The following is a 17,063-nucleotide window of genomic DNA, read 5'->3' on the forward strand; positions in this document are numbered from 1 at the left end:
ATTAGTTAAACGCCTTTAATACATCATCAATTTTTTGTGTTTCAGATTGTAAGCCGCCACCTGATAGATACCAAATTTCTGGGTCTAGGTAGAATACTTTGCCGTTTTTCACAGCGTTTGTTGCACTAACGATTTCGTTTTCAATCGCAGCTTTTGTACCTGATTCACCATTTTCATTTACAACAGCGTCACGGTCAACTACAAATAAAATATCAGGATTTGTATCACGCACATATTCAAATGATGCGTTTGCACCATGTGTAGAAGCTTCAATTTTTTCATCAGCAGCTTTCACACCAAATACATCATGAATCACACCGAAACGTGAACCAGAGCCATAGGCTGATAAAGCACCTTCACTACCTAAAACAATTAATGCTTTCTCTTCTGAGGCAGTTGCTTTAGCTTTTACTTCTTCTACTTTTGCTTCATATGCAGCAATCGCATCTGCTGCTTCTTTTTCTTTACCAAAGATTTTACCAGCTAATTCTGTATTAGCTTCAAATGATTCTAAGAATTTTTTGTTATCTACACCAATATAGACTGTAGGCGCAATTTTAGATAATTCAGCGTAAGCAGCTGATGCACGACCAGAGATGAAAATAATATCTGGGTTAATTTCAGATAGTTTTTCATAGTCAGGCTCAAATAAAGTACCAGCATTTACATAAGTGCTATCTTTAAATTTGCTTAAATATGATGGTAATGAATCTTGTACCACCGCAGTAGGCTTAACACCTAAAGCATCTAATGTATCTAGGAAACCATTATCAAAAACAACTACTTTTTCCGGCATCTTATCAAGTGTTACATCTTCAAATGTAGTCTTACCATCTTTTCCTTCAATTGTGCTACCTGGAATTGTTATTGGATATGCAGAAGAATCACTATTTTGCTCCTCTGCTGGTTTATCAGTTGAAGTACCTTTATCTTCTTCTTTTGCTTCGTCTTTTGAACCGCAAGCAGCTAATACTAATAACATCATTGCCATTAATACCGTAAGTAATTTCCATTTTTTCATTATGATATTTCTCCTTTAATTAATTTATTTGATAGTATTTTGATGGTTCGTCCATCTGTAACTATTTTCACGAATTAAAATAAACACAAATTCGACAGCCATTCTGTTCTTGAACAGGGATATCCATATCATAGATTTCCTTTAAAGCATGGGAGTTAATAATATCGTTTGTAGGACCATTTTTAACTACGCGTCCATCTTTTAATGCAACAATATGATCAGAGTATACAGAGGCAAAATTTATATCATGTAAAACAATAACCACCGTTTTCCCTAACTCATCAACAAGCTTTCGTAAAATCTTCATAATCTGTACAGAATGCTTCATATCTAAATTATTTAATGGTTCGTCAAGTAATATATATTCTGTATCCTGTGCAATTACCATTGCGATAAAAGCACGCTGACGTTGACCACCCGAAAGCTCATCTAAATAATTATGTTGAATCTCATCTAAATTCATATAACGAATAGCTTCGTCAACTTTTTCCTCGTCTTCTGGTTTTAAGTTCCCTTTCGAATAAGGAAAACGGCCAAACGATACAAGTTCACGAATTGTTAGACGAACATTCATAAAGTTTGATTGCTTTAGGATCGATACCCGCTTCGCAAAATCATCTGATTTCCAGCGTCGTACATCTGCTTTATCGAGTAGTACTTCACCAGTATCTGCATTTAGTAAACGGCTCACCATTGAAAGTAGTGTAGACTTCCCTGCGCCATTCGGTCCAATAAATGAAGTGATTTTTCCTGAAACAATATCAACACTTACATCTTGAACGACAGGCTTTTTCCCAAAAAACTTTGTAATTTCTTTGACTTGAATCATCCTGCTGACCTACTTTCTTTTAATAATAAGTAGATGAAGTAGACCCCACCCACAAAATTAATAATGACGCTAAGTGTAGTACTGAAAGTAAATAGTCTTTCAACCATCCACTGTCCACCGACTAAAGCAATAATACTCATCACACAAGAACCAGCAATTAAGATGGAGTGCTTGTATGTTTTGAAATACTGATAAGATAAATTTGCTACGATTAAACCAAAGAATGTAATCGGCCCAACGAGTGCCGTTGATACAGCAATCAGGATGGAGGCTAAGATTAACATACGTTGAACCAACTTATCATAAGGTACGCCTAAGTTAATGGCTGTATCCCTTCCTAATGACATGACATCTAATTGGTTCATATGGCGCCAACCGTAAATAAACGTTAGTAAAATCACGACACCTGCTAGCCAAACTAAATCTGAGTTGACATTATTAAAGCTTGCAAACATTTTACTTTGTAAGCCTAAAAACTCATTTGGATCTATTAATACTTGGAAGAACGTTGTAATACTACCTAAAAACGTTCCGACAATCATACCCACAAGCAGTAAGAAATAAATTGGTCGCTTGCCTTCTTTAAACAATACTCTGTAAAAAATTAAAGCGAATATAATCATTGCTACAATAGCAAGTGAAAAATTGTAGTAAATATTAATTACCAATATCGACGTAGAGCCAAAGAAAAAGTAGATGAATGTTTGAATTAGCATGTATAGTGCATCTAATCCCATGACACTTGGCGTTAAAATACGGTTGTGTGTAATTGTTTGAAAAACGACAGTTGAATAGGCAATAGCTATACCTGTTAACGCCATCGCTACTACTTTTATGACACGACGTGGAAATGCATAATGGTAATTACCGTTTAACTCCCAAAATAAATATAGCAAAACAGCTATGACGGCAATACCTATTAAAATGAACATTCTTGTACGATTACGCATATGCTCTCCCCCTAAACAACATAAATAGGAAGATTGCACTTCCGATGACACCAACAGTCATACTAATTGGTATTTCATAAGGGAAAATCAAGACGCGTCCTAAAATATCGCAGAATAATAAGAATGACATACCAAGTAATGCTGTATGCGGCAATGTCTTTGCCAAATTATCACCTTTAAACAGTGAAATAATATTCGGAATGATCAAACCTAGGAATGGAATGACACCGACTGTTAACACCACTGTTGTAGAGATAAGAGCTACCAATACTAAGCCTAAGTTCACTACAAATTTGTAGGATAGACCAAGATTTTTAGCAAAATCCTCTCCCATTCCAGCCACTGTAAAACGGTTTGCGTAAATGTAAGCTAAAATCAGTACTGGTATACTTATGTATAACAGTTCATAACGGCCTTTCATGATTAATGAGAAATCTCCTTGTAACCATGCAGAAATGTTTTGGATAATATTCGCCTTGTACGCAAAGAACGTTGTAACAGAGGACAAAATATTTCCGTACATTAAGCCAATAAGCGGTATAAAAATCGCATCTTTAAACTTTATTCGATTTAATATTTGCATAAATAGTAATGTGCCGGCTAAAGCAAATATGAAAGCGAAGGAAATTTTTTGAAAATACGTGACGTTCGTAAAGAACATCATGGAAATCAAGACACCCAACCGAGTGGCATCTAACGTACCAGCTGTAGTTGGTGATACGAACTTATTCCTACTTAAGCTTTGCATAATTAAACCAGCAATACTCATACCTGCACCTGCTAGCAAAATTGCAACAAGTCTAGGTACTCGACTAATTAAAAATAGTCTTGTTTCTTCTGATTGGAAGTCTAATAGGTCACTAGGCTTTATATCAACTACTCCTATAAATAGCGACACAATAGACAACACAACAGTTGCTGTTAAAAGATATCTTATTTTCATAGTAATCCCCGGTAGATTTCATTTTTGTGTGTAACGCATTTATTCAATGAAAATGATTATCATTACTCACGATTCCCATTATAAGCATGATTTTATTATCAGTCAACCAACAATTGAGAATTATTCTCGTTTTATTGAGTATTAACTAAAAAACGTGTCTATTTAACGAAATATCAGTTATTTCGCTAATCTTTTCAACTAAAGCATTTCTCTATTTCTACATATTTTTTCTCCAAGCAAAAAAGGTAATTGAGAACAAATTTATATCTCAATTACCTTTTTTATAGTAAACAATTTTCTTTGTTCCGCTTTTGAACCATGCTGAAATAATGAAAATAATTAATATTAAACCTACATAACCCATAACTGCATATAGTTTTGCTACCAATGTTGTGAATCCCACAAGACTCGCTAAAAACCCCAAGCCTCCAATAATAATAACGGCTACCCTAAAGCTACCTCTATTGGGCTTGATAAACCTTACCATGAAAGAATATAGCATCCCCACAGCAGTATTATAGATCATGCCTAAAAGAGAGAAAGTCATAAGCAAGCCCACAATAGGATGTATTTCATTAGCCAATGCAAGCATTGGAATATCTAATCCAACAATAATATTCATTTTTGCAAGAAGAGAGAAATTAATAAGTAATATTAAGGCTCCTAACAAGATACCACCTATTATACCTCCCATACCCGCTACCTTATCATTGCGTATAGAGCCACACATCACGGTTAACAATGAAAAACTAACCCCTACGTTAAATGACATATAGAGTAGGGCTGTGACCCACCACCTGTTCCCGCTTATTTGAGCTTGTTGAGCAATAACTGCCTGCTCTACAAAGGTGAGATCCATAGTTGCGATAGCATAAATAGCGATGATGGACACAATTGTTAATAGGTAAGGGGTGGCAAGAGCAATAATATTAATGATGTTTTTCACATCCAGCATAACGGTAGCTACTGTAAGGATAACCATGCAAATACTACCTAACCAAATAGGTAGTCCAAACATTTGCTGAAAGGTTGCACCCGCTCCCGCAAACATAATGACAGCAACTCCAAATAAAAAGAGCGATAATATTAAATCCAATAAAAAGCCAACAAAATTCCCTGAAATTTGATAAATCAAATCCTTATGAGAGGTTGTGTGCAGTCTTGAACTAACTTGTGCCACACACATTCCGACTATAGAGAAGCCAATCATCGCTAACAATGCACCATATATTCCTTTAAAGCCATAACTTGTAAAGTAGAGGACAATTTCCTGCCCTGACGCAAATCCTGCACCAACGATTATTCCTACATAGGCACCGCCGATTTGCAAGCTTTTTTTCAATCAGTTCTCTCCTCGTTTTTTCTTCTATTAGAGCATTGACAATCAAGGTTTACTTATAGACTTCCGTACATATTGTTAACTTATCAATGACAGCCATATTAGGCGCATAACCAATGCCAACTGATTGGGGTATCTCAATATAGCCATCTTTAACTATAACTTCAGGTTCAATTATATCTTCGAACCAATAATGACTAGATCCCGCCGTATCTCCAGGTAATATAAAATGACTTAGTGATGTTAAGGCAATATTGTGTGCTCGTCCGATACCTGCTTCCAACATGCCACCACACCAGACAGGAATGCCGTTTTCCTTACATAAATCATGGATTCGCTTCGCTTCCGTTAAACCACCTACTCGTCCAATTTTGATGTTGATTACACCACAGCTCCCAAGAGTAATCGCCCTTCTTGCATCTTCAAAAGAAGTAATACTTTCATCTAGACAAATAGGCGTTTTTATTTTTCGCTGTAATGTTGCATGATCGACAATATCATCAGGGGCTAGTGGTTGTTCAATCATTAATAATTGATAATCATCTAGTTGCTGCAACATGTTGATATCGTCTAATGTATAGGCAGAATTCGCATCTACCATCAAAGGTAAATCTGGTAGTTCAGCACGGATTGCTTGTACTACCTCGATATCATAACCAGGCTTAATTTTCACCTTCACTCTTTTGTAGCCTTTTTCAATATGGCCTTTTATCAACTTTATTAATTGAGCGGTAGAAGGTTGGATACCTACACTGACGCCGACCTCGATTCGTTGCTTATGACCACCTAATGCCTGTGCAAGTGATTGCTTTGTTTGTTGGGCATAAATGTCCCATACAGCCCCTTCTATCGAAGCCTTAGCCATACAATTACGACGAATAGGGGCAAACAACGACGTTACCTCATCAGGATGCCCAATCTCTTTATTTAACAAGATAGGTATTAAATAATCCTTGAGCATATGCCATGTCGTCTTTAAAGTCTCCTCTGTATACCAAGGTGCTACAAATGCTACCGTTTCTCCCCAACCTGTTATTCCTGATGCATCTTTTGCCTCTATTAATAACAGTTCTTTTTCATCCACTGTTCCAAAACTCGTTGTAAACGGAGCTTTCATTGGCATTTTAATGTGCCTTAAAATAATCTTTTCTAATCTCACAACATTCACTCCTCAGCCTTATTATAAGGCTAATAAGGAGCGTCTGACTAACAGATAGCTATGAACATATTCCTTGTGCTTCTTCACGCGTACAATGGCGTAATCTTGATTAAATAATGTAGTTAAGATTGTCCGTATTTTATAACGCCAGTCCTCAGCAAGTTTTGGACTCTCGACTTTCATCTTCTGTAAAGATTGAGGGATTGCTAATAGATAGGCATCATTGTAAAAAGATTGTTCCATCTGAAATTCATTTTCTATATCAAGTACTGGCAAACCATCTACGGTTAATGTCCACGGCACGATTTCCTGTGCTATTTCTTCTAACTCATCAAGGCTATCTGTCACCTGTTCACGTTCGATCCACCACTCAACGACCAACCTATCCGAAGGTAGTCCTTCATTAAAATCATCTTGGAGCGGGCCATAGTAATCATTTTCATATTGAAAGCTCGTAGCATTCAGTTTAAGAAATGCTAGATTAGCTAAGCCAGCTTCTAACGGCTCAATTAACCAGCGAACAAGCTGAAATCCATTCTCTTTTGCGTATTCTTGTTGTGCGTGCTTCAATAACTCACCTACACCTTGTTCACGATATGCCTTTTCAACACCAATCATGTGCGAATGTAAATACATTTCTCTATCTCGATAGCCAACGAAGCAATAATTAAAACCAATTAATTTTTCATCTAAATATGCCCCTAATACTAATCCGCCATTTTGAACAGCAGCTAATAATTGATGGGAGGGAATTGCTTGGCTGCCCCAAATTTCTGCATTCAATTTCTGTACTTCTGCAATTTCTATAGGTGTCACTACTTTGTGAATACGCACTTTCTCTAACATTATGCTGACGCCTCCTTTATATGCCTAGACTCCAATGCTAGCAAGACCGCTCTCGTCAGAATTTCAACTCCTGTAACAAGTCTTGCTTGTTTAAATTTCATTTTAGGATGATGCAAGCCTGGTGTAAGCCCACAGCCTAAGCCCAGCATCGTTGTTTTTAAATGTGGTCGTTGTACAGCATAGTGATGAAAATCCTCACCACCAGGCGTATGAACAGGCTTTCTTAAATTCGATAAACCAGCTGCTTGTATAATTGCTTGCTCCATAATATATTGAGCACTTGTATCGACCTCAGCAGCTACAATATTGGCAACAGTACGTAATTCAATTTGCACCTTATGCAATATTTTAGAGGAATCAATTACACGTTTAACCCCTTGAGCTAAATCATCCATTACATTGTTTTGTTGCGCACGGATATCAATAGTGAATGAAGCATTGCCAGGGATAATATTGCCTGACTCTCCTCCAGCATGAAATTTGGTCATTTTAACAGACACAGGTACCATAGGATCTGTATGGATGGTTCGTAAATCTTCAATGATTGTTGCACCTACTTCAATTGCATTGACGCCCAGATGTGGCCTTGCAGCATGGGCATCCTCTCCAATAATCTCACCTTCTAGTAAGCGAGAAGCCCCGTGATATAAGGCAGCACAATAAGTACCATCCTCTAATTCATGAACAGGCCTTAAATGAACACCGAATAAATAATCTAAATCATCTATAACGCCTTCTTCTAAAACGGATAACGCCCCTGTTCCTTTTTCTTCAGCAGGTTGGAAAATAACACGAATTGTACCATTGAATGATTGCTTTAGTTCTTTTAGAAGTAATAACGTACCAATGGCCATCGTCATATGTCCATCATGTCCACAGGAATGATTCGCTCGAAAATGACCATCAACCTCCTGCCATAGTGCATCTATATCTGTTCGTAACCCCACTTTCGGATTTCCGTTGCCCACATCAACATATAGCCCTGTAGAATGCTTAAAGCGTATTGGTGAAAATCCTTCTTGAGTTAATAGCTCCACTATATAATTGGTTGTTTCTACTTCGTGCCAGCTAATTTCAGGATGAGCATGTAAGTATGTAAAAATCTCCATTAGCCTTGGCCTCAAATAATCTAACTCTTCTTTCATGGCTTCCAACCCCTTAAATTTTCTTATTATTAAAATTATTATAACGAAAATAATCATGTTCTACATAGAAACTTATACCCGCATTCAACAAAATAACTACTTATGATAATATATTTCATTCTAAAGCTCATAGATAGACATTTATTTAGACAGCAAAAAAAGATGCAAGCACAGTTACTAACTACTGTACTTACATCTTTTCTTTAGTTAATACCTTTCATCGCCTTTGAAATAACCGGTGAAAGAATTAATATTATAATTCCAATCACTATAGATAGTGATCCTAAGAAACCAAAGTATGTGAATTCGCTTACAACTTCGTAAACTCTTACTAATTGAGCATTAATAGCTTGTGCTGCTGCACTTGTTAAGAACCATAAGGACATTGTTTGTGCTGCAAAGGCTTGTGGTGCCAGTTTCGTTGTAGCTGATAAACCAACTGGTGATAATAATAGTTCACCAACAACTACTAGGAAGAATGACAGAACTAACCATAAAGGACTTACTAACGTTTCTCCACCAGATAAGTGTGCTGGAATCATCATTACAATGAATGATAGACCCGCAAAGAACAATGCATATGAGAACTTGCGTGGTGTTGTCGGTTGCTTGTCCCCCCATTTAAGCCATAGCATAGCAAATAATGGAGCTAATGTTATGACAAATAACGGATTCAACGACTGGAACCATGAAGATTGAAGCTGAATACCACCAATACTTAACTGTGTACGCTCATCTGCATACGTCGCTAAAATCGTTGCTCCTTGTTCTTGAATAGCCCAGAACATTACCGCTGATAAAAATAATGGAATGTAAGCGAGTAGACGAGATTTCTCATCCTTCGACGTCTTTTTACTGCGGTACATATAAATAAAGAACACCGTTGGGATAATCACACCAAGTGCTGTAATAATTAAACTAAATACGTTCATTGTTAATGTACCCGTTTTAATACCAATAGCACCTAAAATGATAAGAAGTAATGCTACAATCCCGAATTGTGTAAAGACTTTTTTACGTTCTTCAGGCTTTAATGGATTATTTACTTGTAAGCCAGCTAAGCCTAAATATTTTTTCTCTGTTAATTTGTAGACAATTAAACCAACAAACATCCCAAGACCTGCTAAACCAAAGCCAAGGTGGAAACTATACTTTTGTCCAATTGTTCCGACAATAAATGGTGCAATGAATGCCCCCATGTTAATACCCATATAGAAAATAGAAAAACCTGCATCGCGACGACTATCTGTTTCAGCATAAATGTCCCCAACAATACTTGAAACGTTTGGTTTTAATAAACCTGTCCCCATAACGATAAATGCCATTGAGGCAAATAGCATGCTGACACCACCAGGCAATGCTAGTAGCAAGTGACCGATCATAATTAAGACACCACCATAAAAAATGGTTCTACGTGTCCCTAAAACTCGGTCGGCTATCCAGCCACCAATAATACCAGACATATAAACGAGTGAACCATAGATGGCCATAATTGAGTTCGCTGTTCCGCGGTCTAGACCTAATCCACCCTCATTCAATTCATAATACATAAAGAAGATGAGAATTGCCCGCATACCATAATACGAGAAGCGTTCCCAAAATTCTGTGAAAAATAAAGTAAAGAGCCCTTTAGGGTGTCCAACAAAGCCATTTTGAGGGACAGATTTTACAACTTCATCTTTACTAGACATACAATACCCTCTCCCGATTAAATTATTCTCTAAAAAACATCATTACCCTAATTTAAGGATAAAAAATCTTTGTTTCATCATACTAAAGCGTTTTTTAAACTTTAGCAAGAGTTTTAAAAAATGTTGAAAATTTATCATTTTTCAATAAATTCTGACTGATTGATAAAGAAATTATTAAATCCTTTGATATATCTAAGTTTTCTCACTCTTTAATTGTCGATAAACACCATAATAACATTAAATTATTCTAAAATATCTAAAATTCAGATTTATAACTTTATTTACAAATTTACACTATTGCGTCTAGGATTTTGATTACAGCTTTGTTCTAGATTCTACTATTCCCCCTAATGATAAAAAGCATGCCAAAATTTCTTTTGGCATGCTTGGTTTCATTTTATTTTACATATTGCTGGTACTTTGCATAATCAGATGCTTTTACTTCAAGGGATAATAATGTACCATCCTCTTCATAAGAAGTATTAAAAACAGAGGCATATTCATTTAAATAAGAAACAACATTCCCTTGATCATACGGTATTAACATATCACACGTTACATAGTGGGAGAAGATATGCTGACGAATCAATTGTAATAACTCCTCTAAACCAATCCCTTGTTTCGCTGATATCCAAATATTATCACCACTTACTACAGGGTAAGGAACATTTGCAATATCCGCCTTATTGTATACATAGATAGTTGGAATGTCTTCAACGCCAACTGCCTTCAATGTCTCATTTGTTACATCCATCATAAATGCGTGCTCTGCATTTGAAACATCTACAACATGCAATAAAAGATCAGCATCTCGCGCCTCTTCTAATGTAGATCGGAATGCTTTTACCAGATGATGTGGTAATTTACTTACGAAACCTACTGTATCTGTAAGTAAAAACGTCTTTTTATCAGGTAATTCTATCTGACGAACAGAAGTTTCCAATGTAGCAAAAAGCATATCTTTTTCAAATACTTGTTTATGCTCTTCCTGCCCTATTTGTGTAAGTAACTGATTCATGATTGTTGATTTACCAGCATTTGTATATCCAACGATTGACACAACGGGAAGTGCATTTTTACGGCGTTGTTTACGTTGTGTCTCTCGTTGCTCTTTCACGTGTTCGAGATCCTTTTTAATTTTGGCAATTTGATCTTCAATTTTCCTTCTATCCAGTTCAAGCTTCGTTTCACCAGCTCCACGGTTTTTAAAGCCACCTCCAGTACCACCACCCTGACGACTTAGAGAAGCATGTAGGCCTACTAAGCGAGGTAGCATGTATTGCAACTGAGCTAATTCCACCTGCATCTGTGCTTCTCTTGTTTTTGCTCGTCTTCCGAAAATATCCAAAATAAGCATCGTACGATCAATAACTTTCGTTGCTAAATCACGCTCTAAATTGCGGATTTGTGAAGGAGACAATTCATCATTAAAAATAACAAGATTTGCTTGTGCTTCTTCATAAAAACTTTTGATTTCCTCTATTTTACCTGTACCAACATAGTGTGAAGGTGTAACACGCTCTAAATTTTGTGTAACAATTCCTACCACTTCTACATGCAAAGCCTCGGCTAAATTTTGTAACTCTTCCATTGAATAATCAAAATGCTCGTCATTTCGTAAATTGACGCCAACAAGTATGGCCTTTTCAACTAATACATCAACTTCCTTAATTCTATCCATTAGAAACCTCCCACCAAAGCCTGGTGTCCCTACGACAAATTTTCTTCATCTTACCATAAAATACTCTTTTTCGTATTTGTGGACCATCCGTATTTTTTAAAAAATGCGCCTCTCTAAAAGGCGCATTTTCATTACTTTCTTTCTTCTTTTAGTAATACTTCTGAGCGAGTAAATTCTTCTTCAATTTCTTTATTCGGCTTATATGTCAGCATACTAACAACAACCGCAACGATTAAACAAACAAAGAAACCAGGAACAATTTCATATAAAGCACTTGATAAAGCATCCACTTTACCCCAAATAAACGCAGTTGCGGCACCTGTTATCATTCCGCTTAGCGCTCCATAATTGGTTAATTTTCTCCAATATAAAGAAAGCAATATAACAGGTCCAAATGCTGCACCAAACCCTGCCCAAGCAAAACCAACTAGGCTTAAGATAGAGCTATCTGGATTCCACGCTAGGATACCGGCAATAATCGCTACTACTAATACCGCCATTCGTCCAACAAAAACATAATGTTTATCATCGGCTGTTTTGTTGAACAACGCTTTATATATATCCTCAACAAGTGCTGAAGAAGTGACGATTAGTTGTGATGAAATAGTACTCATAACAGCTGCCAAAATAGCCGCTAACATAATACCCGCAATAAATGGATGGAATAAAATTTGCCCAAGTACAATGAAAACAGTTTCGGCATCCTTTAACTCACCAGCGTTTTGCTCATAATAGGCAACACCTACTAAAGCTGTCCCAATGGCCCCGAATAAGCTTAACATCATCCAACCAATACCAATACGTCGAGCCTGCTTTGTTTCCTTTACTGAACTAATAGCCATAAAGCGTACAATAATATGTGGCTGTCCAAAATAGCCTAATCCCCAAGCAAGAGAAGAAATAATCCCTGCTGCTGTTGCAGTGGCTGGTAATAAATTTAAAAGATCTGGACTAACGGCTTTAATTGAAGAAATTGTATCCCCTAATCCACCCGTTACAAATAAACCAAATAGCGGTACAGTAATAAGTGCTAAAAACATAATAAGTCCTTGTAAAAAATCTGTATAACTAACCGCTAAAAATCCTCCAAATAGTGTATAGGCAACTACTACTGCCGAAACAATTAGTAATCCTGTGTGATATTCGTAACCAAATGAACTATCGAAGAATTTACCACCTGCTACCATTCCTGATGATACATAAAATGTAAAGAATATTAAGATAATAATACCTGACGCAATTCTTATTAGCTTCGTATTGTCACGTAGGCGGTTATCCAAATAACTTGGAATCGTAATGGAATCATTCGTAACCTGTGTGTAAACACGTAACCGTGGAGCAACAAGTAACCAGTTTAAATAAGCCCCTATTGTCAGTCCTATTGCAATCCAAGCCTCTACAAGTCCTGATACAAATATTGCACCTGGTAAACCCATTAGAAGCCATCCTGACATATCTGCGGCGCCTGCACTTAGCGCAGTTACTGCTGGACCTAAGGAACGACCTCCTAGCATATAGTCTGTTAAATTCGACGTTTTAGCAAATGCATACCAACCAATTGCTAGCATGGCTATCATATAAATAATAATCGCCAATAATTGATACATGTTATCCGTCATATTTTTCCTCCTTTGTTCAATCTTTAATTTCACTATCTATATTAAAGATACCACGATTATACAACACTACATATGATTACTCTAAATTTTCGTGAAATTTTTTCTGAATGCCAAAGTAGTCATTGTACATTATAAAGTGTGATAAACTAGTGCCATCTATTACACAATAAAGTAGGCGAAAATGTATGACATTTGAAGAAATGAAAACTCTGCTCACTGAGCAAATTTTGCAGCAACAACTTGTGACTGCTACTATTAGTCAACCTCGTATGAAATCGAATGAAATAAAACGTATAAAATTAAAGCCTTTACTATTAAAAAATCACTACCATATACAAATTGAATACCAATATGAACGCATTTTAAAACATGAGAATATTTTATTGGCTGACTTCCCTTCTAAGCTTGAAGCCATTTTTGAAGATTATCGACAAGCTCATATTGATTTCTTAGATGAAAAAGTACAAATCCAATTATCGAAAAAGAATAAAGTACTTTGGAAATCAGATAAATCAGCTTCACCGAAAGAGGTTAATTTAGCCCATAATCGGAAGAAAAACTACTTACTTTCAGATGATCAACCATATCCTTTTTTAATTCGACTAGGAGTTCAAACTGAGGATGGGAAAGTTAAAAAACAAAAATACGATAAGTTTAAACAAATTAACCGCTTCATTGAATTTATTGATGATGCTTTATCTTATTTACCTCAGAATCGACAAGTGCGTATTTTAGATTTTGGTTCAGGAAAATCTTACTTAACCTTTGCTTTGTATCATTATTTAAAAATCGAAAAGGGCTTAGATATTCGTGTTACTGGTTTAGATTTGAAAAAAGAGGTTATTGAAGAATGTTCAAGAATCGCACAGGATTTAGGTTATGACCAGCTTGAATTTCTGGTAGGAGATATTAATGATTATAATGAAGAATCGTCCGTGGATATGGTAGTGACCTTACACGCTTGCGATGTTGCCACAGATATGGCATTAGCACGCGCTGTAAAATGGGGAGCAAGTGTTATATTAAGCGTTCCTTGTTGTCAGCATGAGTTAAATCGTCAATTAAATACACCAGCTCTTGATATTATGTTGCAACATGGACTTGTCCGAGAGCGTTTTGCAGCACTGGCTACAGATGCTATTCGTGCAGAAATTTTAAACCTCGTTGGCTATGAGGCTCAACTTTTAGAATTTATTGATATGGAGAATACACCTAAAAACATTTTAATTAGAGCATATAAAACAGGTAAAAAACCTCGTGAAGAGCAGCGTACTAGCTATAATGCCTTTCTACAATTACTAAATGCCACACCATTTTTAGCAAATGAGCTAAAAGACTACTTATGAAAATCTTCTCAAATAAAAAGGCGCCCCAAACAATATTGGACGCCTTTTTATCTTTGTTTATCATTGAACCCACAGTGGCTGAGGGTGTTTCAAGTGTTTGTACACCCCGCCGATTTGTCGTAGATTAAAGCTCTTGTCGTAAAGCCTGAATAACATCAATCTTTGTAGCTTTCCGTGCTGGACGATAGCCTGAAATCATCGCTACCCCTATACTAATGGCAGCTGCAATAATGACTAGTTGCCACGGAATAAGAGAAAATGTAATATCATTTGTGGCAAATGCATCCTCTCCTGTTGCTGCTTTAAGAATCAAGGGTAATGCTGCATTTGCCGCAAAGCTAATGGCATACGAGATGGCAACTGCAATAAGCGTCCCCAAAATACCAATAAACGTACTTTCCATTAAAAATAGTCTTTGGATAAGCTTCGGACTTGCACCAATAGCTTTTAACACACCAATTTCTCGAGTACGCTCTGTGACAGCCATTGTCATTGTATTAAAAATACCAATTGAAGCAATCAATACAGCAATTGTCCCTACAAAGATTAAGCCAATTTTTAAGACAAGGAAAAATACATTCATTTGATCTAATTGTTCAGTTACTGAATATACACTATAGCCTTTATCTTTTAATTTCTCTAAAATCGGCTTTACATTTTCTAAAGTATCAGCATAAATATTAAATTCTGAGTAAAACAACTCATCCTCTTTACTAGCACTATCAGTGGATAAATTTTCAACCAATACTGACTTTTGAGCTTTATCCATATGAATGGAATTATCAACCATCCAGTCATAAGAAGGCTTCTCCATCACACCAACAATTGTATAGCTCATTTTTGGCGAGTTTTCATTTGTGCCAGTCTGAGGCACTAAGGACAGCTCAATATTTTTATCAATCAACGACTCTTTATAGCCTTCTTCACTGCCATCATAGTAGGTTCCTTCTGCCTCAGCCTTTTTACTCTTTTCTTCGATAATATCGCGTTCTTTTTCATTCAATAATGTTTGAGCGAAGTGATAACCTACAACGATTTCATTTGGTTTTGTTGGATAACGACCTTCTGCAAGCTTACCATTTACCTGCTCAAAGTCCTGCATATCCGATAAAGTCAAAGTAGAGGCTGTCTCACGATCTCCTAAAAACGACTGTGCAGAAGCATTCACATTAATCGTTTCAAGTACTGTTTCCACATGGTCCAACTTTTTAATTTCTTGAACCTGTTCTTCGGTGAATTGATTATCTCCATATATTTGAATTTTCGTAACGGTTTCATTCGAAAGAATATCATTGCGTAGTGATTCCTGTATACCAAAGCCAACCGAAGCTAGCACGATAAGGAACGCACAGCCCATTGTTGCTGCTAAAATTGTCATAAACACACGTAATTTATTTTTCTTGATATGCTGTGTTACAAAATCGATTTGGTCCTTAAATAACATTTTAAGCCTCCTCCCTTACGAGTTCGCCATCATACATACGGAGTCGTCTATGTGCGATAGAGGCTACTTCTTCATCGTGTGTAATAATGACAAAGGTTAGCCCCAATTCACGATTTAAACTTTGAATAAGCAATAATATATCTTGCTCTGTTTCTGAATCAAGACTTCCCGTTGGCTCATCAGCAAGCAATATTGGAGGGTTTGTAATAAGCGCTCGGGCAATGCTGACACGCTGTTGTTGCCCACCCGATAGTTCATTTGGATAATGGTCTGCTACTTCAGTCAAACCAACCTTGTCCATCAATTTCTTTACCTTTTCCTTACGTACTGCCTTACGTAAACCTTGTAGTTTTAAAGGCAATTCAATATTTTCGAAAGCAGATAAACCAGGCATCAATTGAAAGTTTTGAAAAATAAAGCCGAATTGGCGTAAACGAAATGCAGCACTTTCTGTTTCAGTCAGATTGGCAGTTTCCTTACCATTCACTCTAATAGATCCTTGTTCAGCTTTCATAAATCCAGCTAATACTTGCAATAAGGTCGATTTACCAGATCCACTTTTTCCCACAATAGCAACAATTTCTCCTTTATTGACCTCGAAGTTCACACCCTTCAATACTGGTACTTGTTTCTCCTTCCCCTTTTTTCCAATTAAAAATGTATGTTGTAAGTTTTCAACTTGAATCATTATAAATAATGCTCCTTTCTCCTTCATTTCCCATTGTAGAGAATAATTCTTAATAAAGAGGAAGGATAAAAATGAAGATATTCTTAAGAATAAGAAGAGAGTCCTTCAAAAATAAAACGTATTTACATTCCCTTTACAATTCAACATGCTAAATCAAATGTTTACACTATTTTTCTCTTATAAATCTGTATTAAACAGAGGAGAACTCTTCAAAAAACCTAGTATTAAAGGTAATTCTCTGTACTACAAAAAACAAATACAGTGGAGTCATCATTATTTTGTGAACGAATTGTATATTACAGCAATGTAAATTTTATTGTCGAATAGTAAATTTTTATGTAGATAAATTAAAGATTTTGTTA

Annotated in this window: 14 protein-coding genes; 1 reads left to right on the forward strand and 13 read right to left on the reverse strand. The window is 36.3% G+C overall.

Going from position 1 to position 17,063, the window contains the following annotated elements; translation table 11 throughout:
* Position 1: 1 nt before the first annotated feature.
* The 11 genes from OU989_RS20325 to putP form a co-directional block, all read right to left on the reverse strand.
* The gene (locus OU989_RS20325; RefSeq protein WP_274794735.1) at positions 2 to 1,021 is read right to left on the reverse strand and encodes a siderophore ABC transporter substrate-binding protein; all 1,020 of its coding nucleotides are present in this window, start codon (positions 1,019 to 1,021) and stop codon (positions 2 to 4) included.
* 67 nt (positions 1,022 to 1,088) lie between these two features.
* Complete coding sequence (locus OU989_RS20330) at positions 1,089 to 1,850, reverse strand: iron ABC transporter ATP-binding protein (protein ID WP_274794736.1); 762 nt, start codon at positions 1,848 to 1,850, stop codon at positions 1,089 to 1,091.
* Positions 1,847 to 2,800: an iron chelate uptake ABC transporter family permease subunit gene (locus OU989_RS20335; protein ID WP_274794738.1), complete on the reverse strand. Its 954-nt coding sequence runs from the start codon at positions 2,798 to 2,800 to the stop codon at positions 1,847 to 1,849. Before OU989_RS20335 ends, OU989_RS20330 begins: the two co-directional genes overlap by 4 nt.
* The gene (locus OU989_RS20340) at positions 2,793 to 3,743 is read right to left on the reverse strand and encodes an ABC transporter permease (RefSeq protein WP_274794739.1); all 951 of its coding nucleotides are present in this window, start codon (positions 3,741 to 3,743) and stop codon (positions 2,793 to 2,795) included. Before OU989_RS20340 ends, OU989_RS20335 begins: the two co-directional genes overlap by 8 nt.
* Before the next feature lie 268 nt (positions 3,744 to 4,011).
* Positions 4,012 to 5,085: a YkvI family membrane protein gene (locus OU989_RS20345; RefSeq protein ID WP_274794740.1), complete on the reverse strand. Its 1,074-nt coding sequence runs from the start codon at positions 5,083 to 5,085 to the stop codon at positions 4,012 to 4,014.
* Between the two features lie 49 nt (positions 5,086 to 5,134).
* Complete coding sequence (menC, locus tag OU989_RS20350) at positions 5,135 to 6,241, reverse strand: o-succinylbenzoate synthase (RefSeq protein ID WP_274794741.1); 1,107 nt, start codon at positions 6,239 to 6,241, stop codon at positions 5,135 to 5,137.
* A gap of 21 nt (positions 6,242 to 6,262) precedes the next feature.
* On the reverse strand, positions 6,263 to 7,087 hold the full coding sequence (locus tag OU989_RS20355) for a GNAT family N-acetyltransferase (RefSeq protein ID WP_274794742.1): 825 nt from the start codon (positions 7,085 to 7,087) through the stop codon (positions 6,263 to 6,265).
* Entirely contained in the window at positions 7,087 to 8,232 is a 1,146-nt protein-coding gene (locus OU989_RS20360) for a M20 peptidase aminoacylase family protein (protein ID WP_274794743.1), read from the reverse strand. Before OU989_RS20360 ends, OU989_RS20355 begins: the two co-directional genes overlap by 1 nt.
* A 203-nt stretch (positions 8,233 to 8,435) precedes the next feature.
* On the reverse strand, positions 8,436 to 9,923 hold the full coding sequence (locus tag OU989_RS20365; RefSeq protein ID WP_274794744.1) for a peptide MFS transporter: 1,488 nt from the start codon (positions 9,921 to 9,923) through the stop codon (positions 8,436 to 8,438).
* Between the two features lie 397 nt (positions 9,924 to 10,320).
* On the reverse strand, positions 10,321 to 11,604 hold the full coding sequence (gene hflX, locus OU989_RS20370) for a GTPase HflX (protein WP_274794745.1): 1,284 nt from the start codon (positions 11,602 to 11,604) through the stop codon (positions 10,321 to 10,323).
* Between the two features lie 131 nt (positions 11,605 to 11,735).
* The gene (gene putP, locus OU989_RS20375; protein ID WP_274794746.1) at positions 11,736 to 13,223 is read right to left on the reverse strand and encodes a sodium/proline symporter PutP; all 1,488 of its coding nucleotides are present in this window, start codon (positions 13,221 to 13,223) and stop codon (positions 11,736 to 11,738) included.
* Positions 13,224 to 13,408: 185 nt separating this feature from the next.
* Between putP and OU989_RS20380 the strand changes: the two genes are divergently transcribed.
* Positions 13,409 to 14,569 carry a class I SAM-dependent methyltransferase gene (locus OU989_RS20380; RefSeq protein ID WP_274794747.1) on the forward strand — a complete coding sequence of 387 codons (1,161 nt, stop codon included), beginning with the start codon at positions 13,409 to 13,411 and terminating at the stop codon, positions 14,567 to 14,569.
* A 124-nt stretch (positions 14,570 to 14,693) separates the two neighbouring features.
* Here the strand turns inward: OU989_RS20380 and OU989_RS20385 are convergent, their stop codons facing one another.
* Positions 14,694 to 16,013 carry an ABC transporter permease gene (locus tag OU989_RS20385; protein ID WP_274794748.1) on the reverse strand — a complete coding sequence of 440 codons (1,320 nt, stop codon included), beginning with the start codon at positions 16,011 to 16,013 and terminating at the stop codon, positions 14,694 to 14,696.
* Position 16,014: 1 nt separating this feature from the next.
* The gene (locus OU989_RS20390; protein WP_274794749.1) at positions 16,015 to 16,701 is read right to left on the reverse strand and encodes an ABC transporter ATP-binding protein; all 687 of its coding nucleotides are present in this window, start codon (positions 16,699 to 16,701) and stop codon (positions 16,015 to 16,017) included.
* Between the last annotated feature and the right edge of the window lie 362 nt (positions 16,702 to 17,063).

The organism is Lysinibacillus irui (assembly GCF_028877475.1).
GTDB lineage: Bacteria > Bacillota > Bacilli > Bacillales_A > Planococcaceae > Lysinibacillus > Lysinibacillus irui.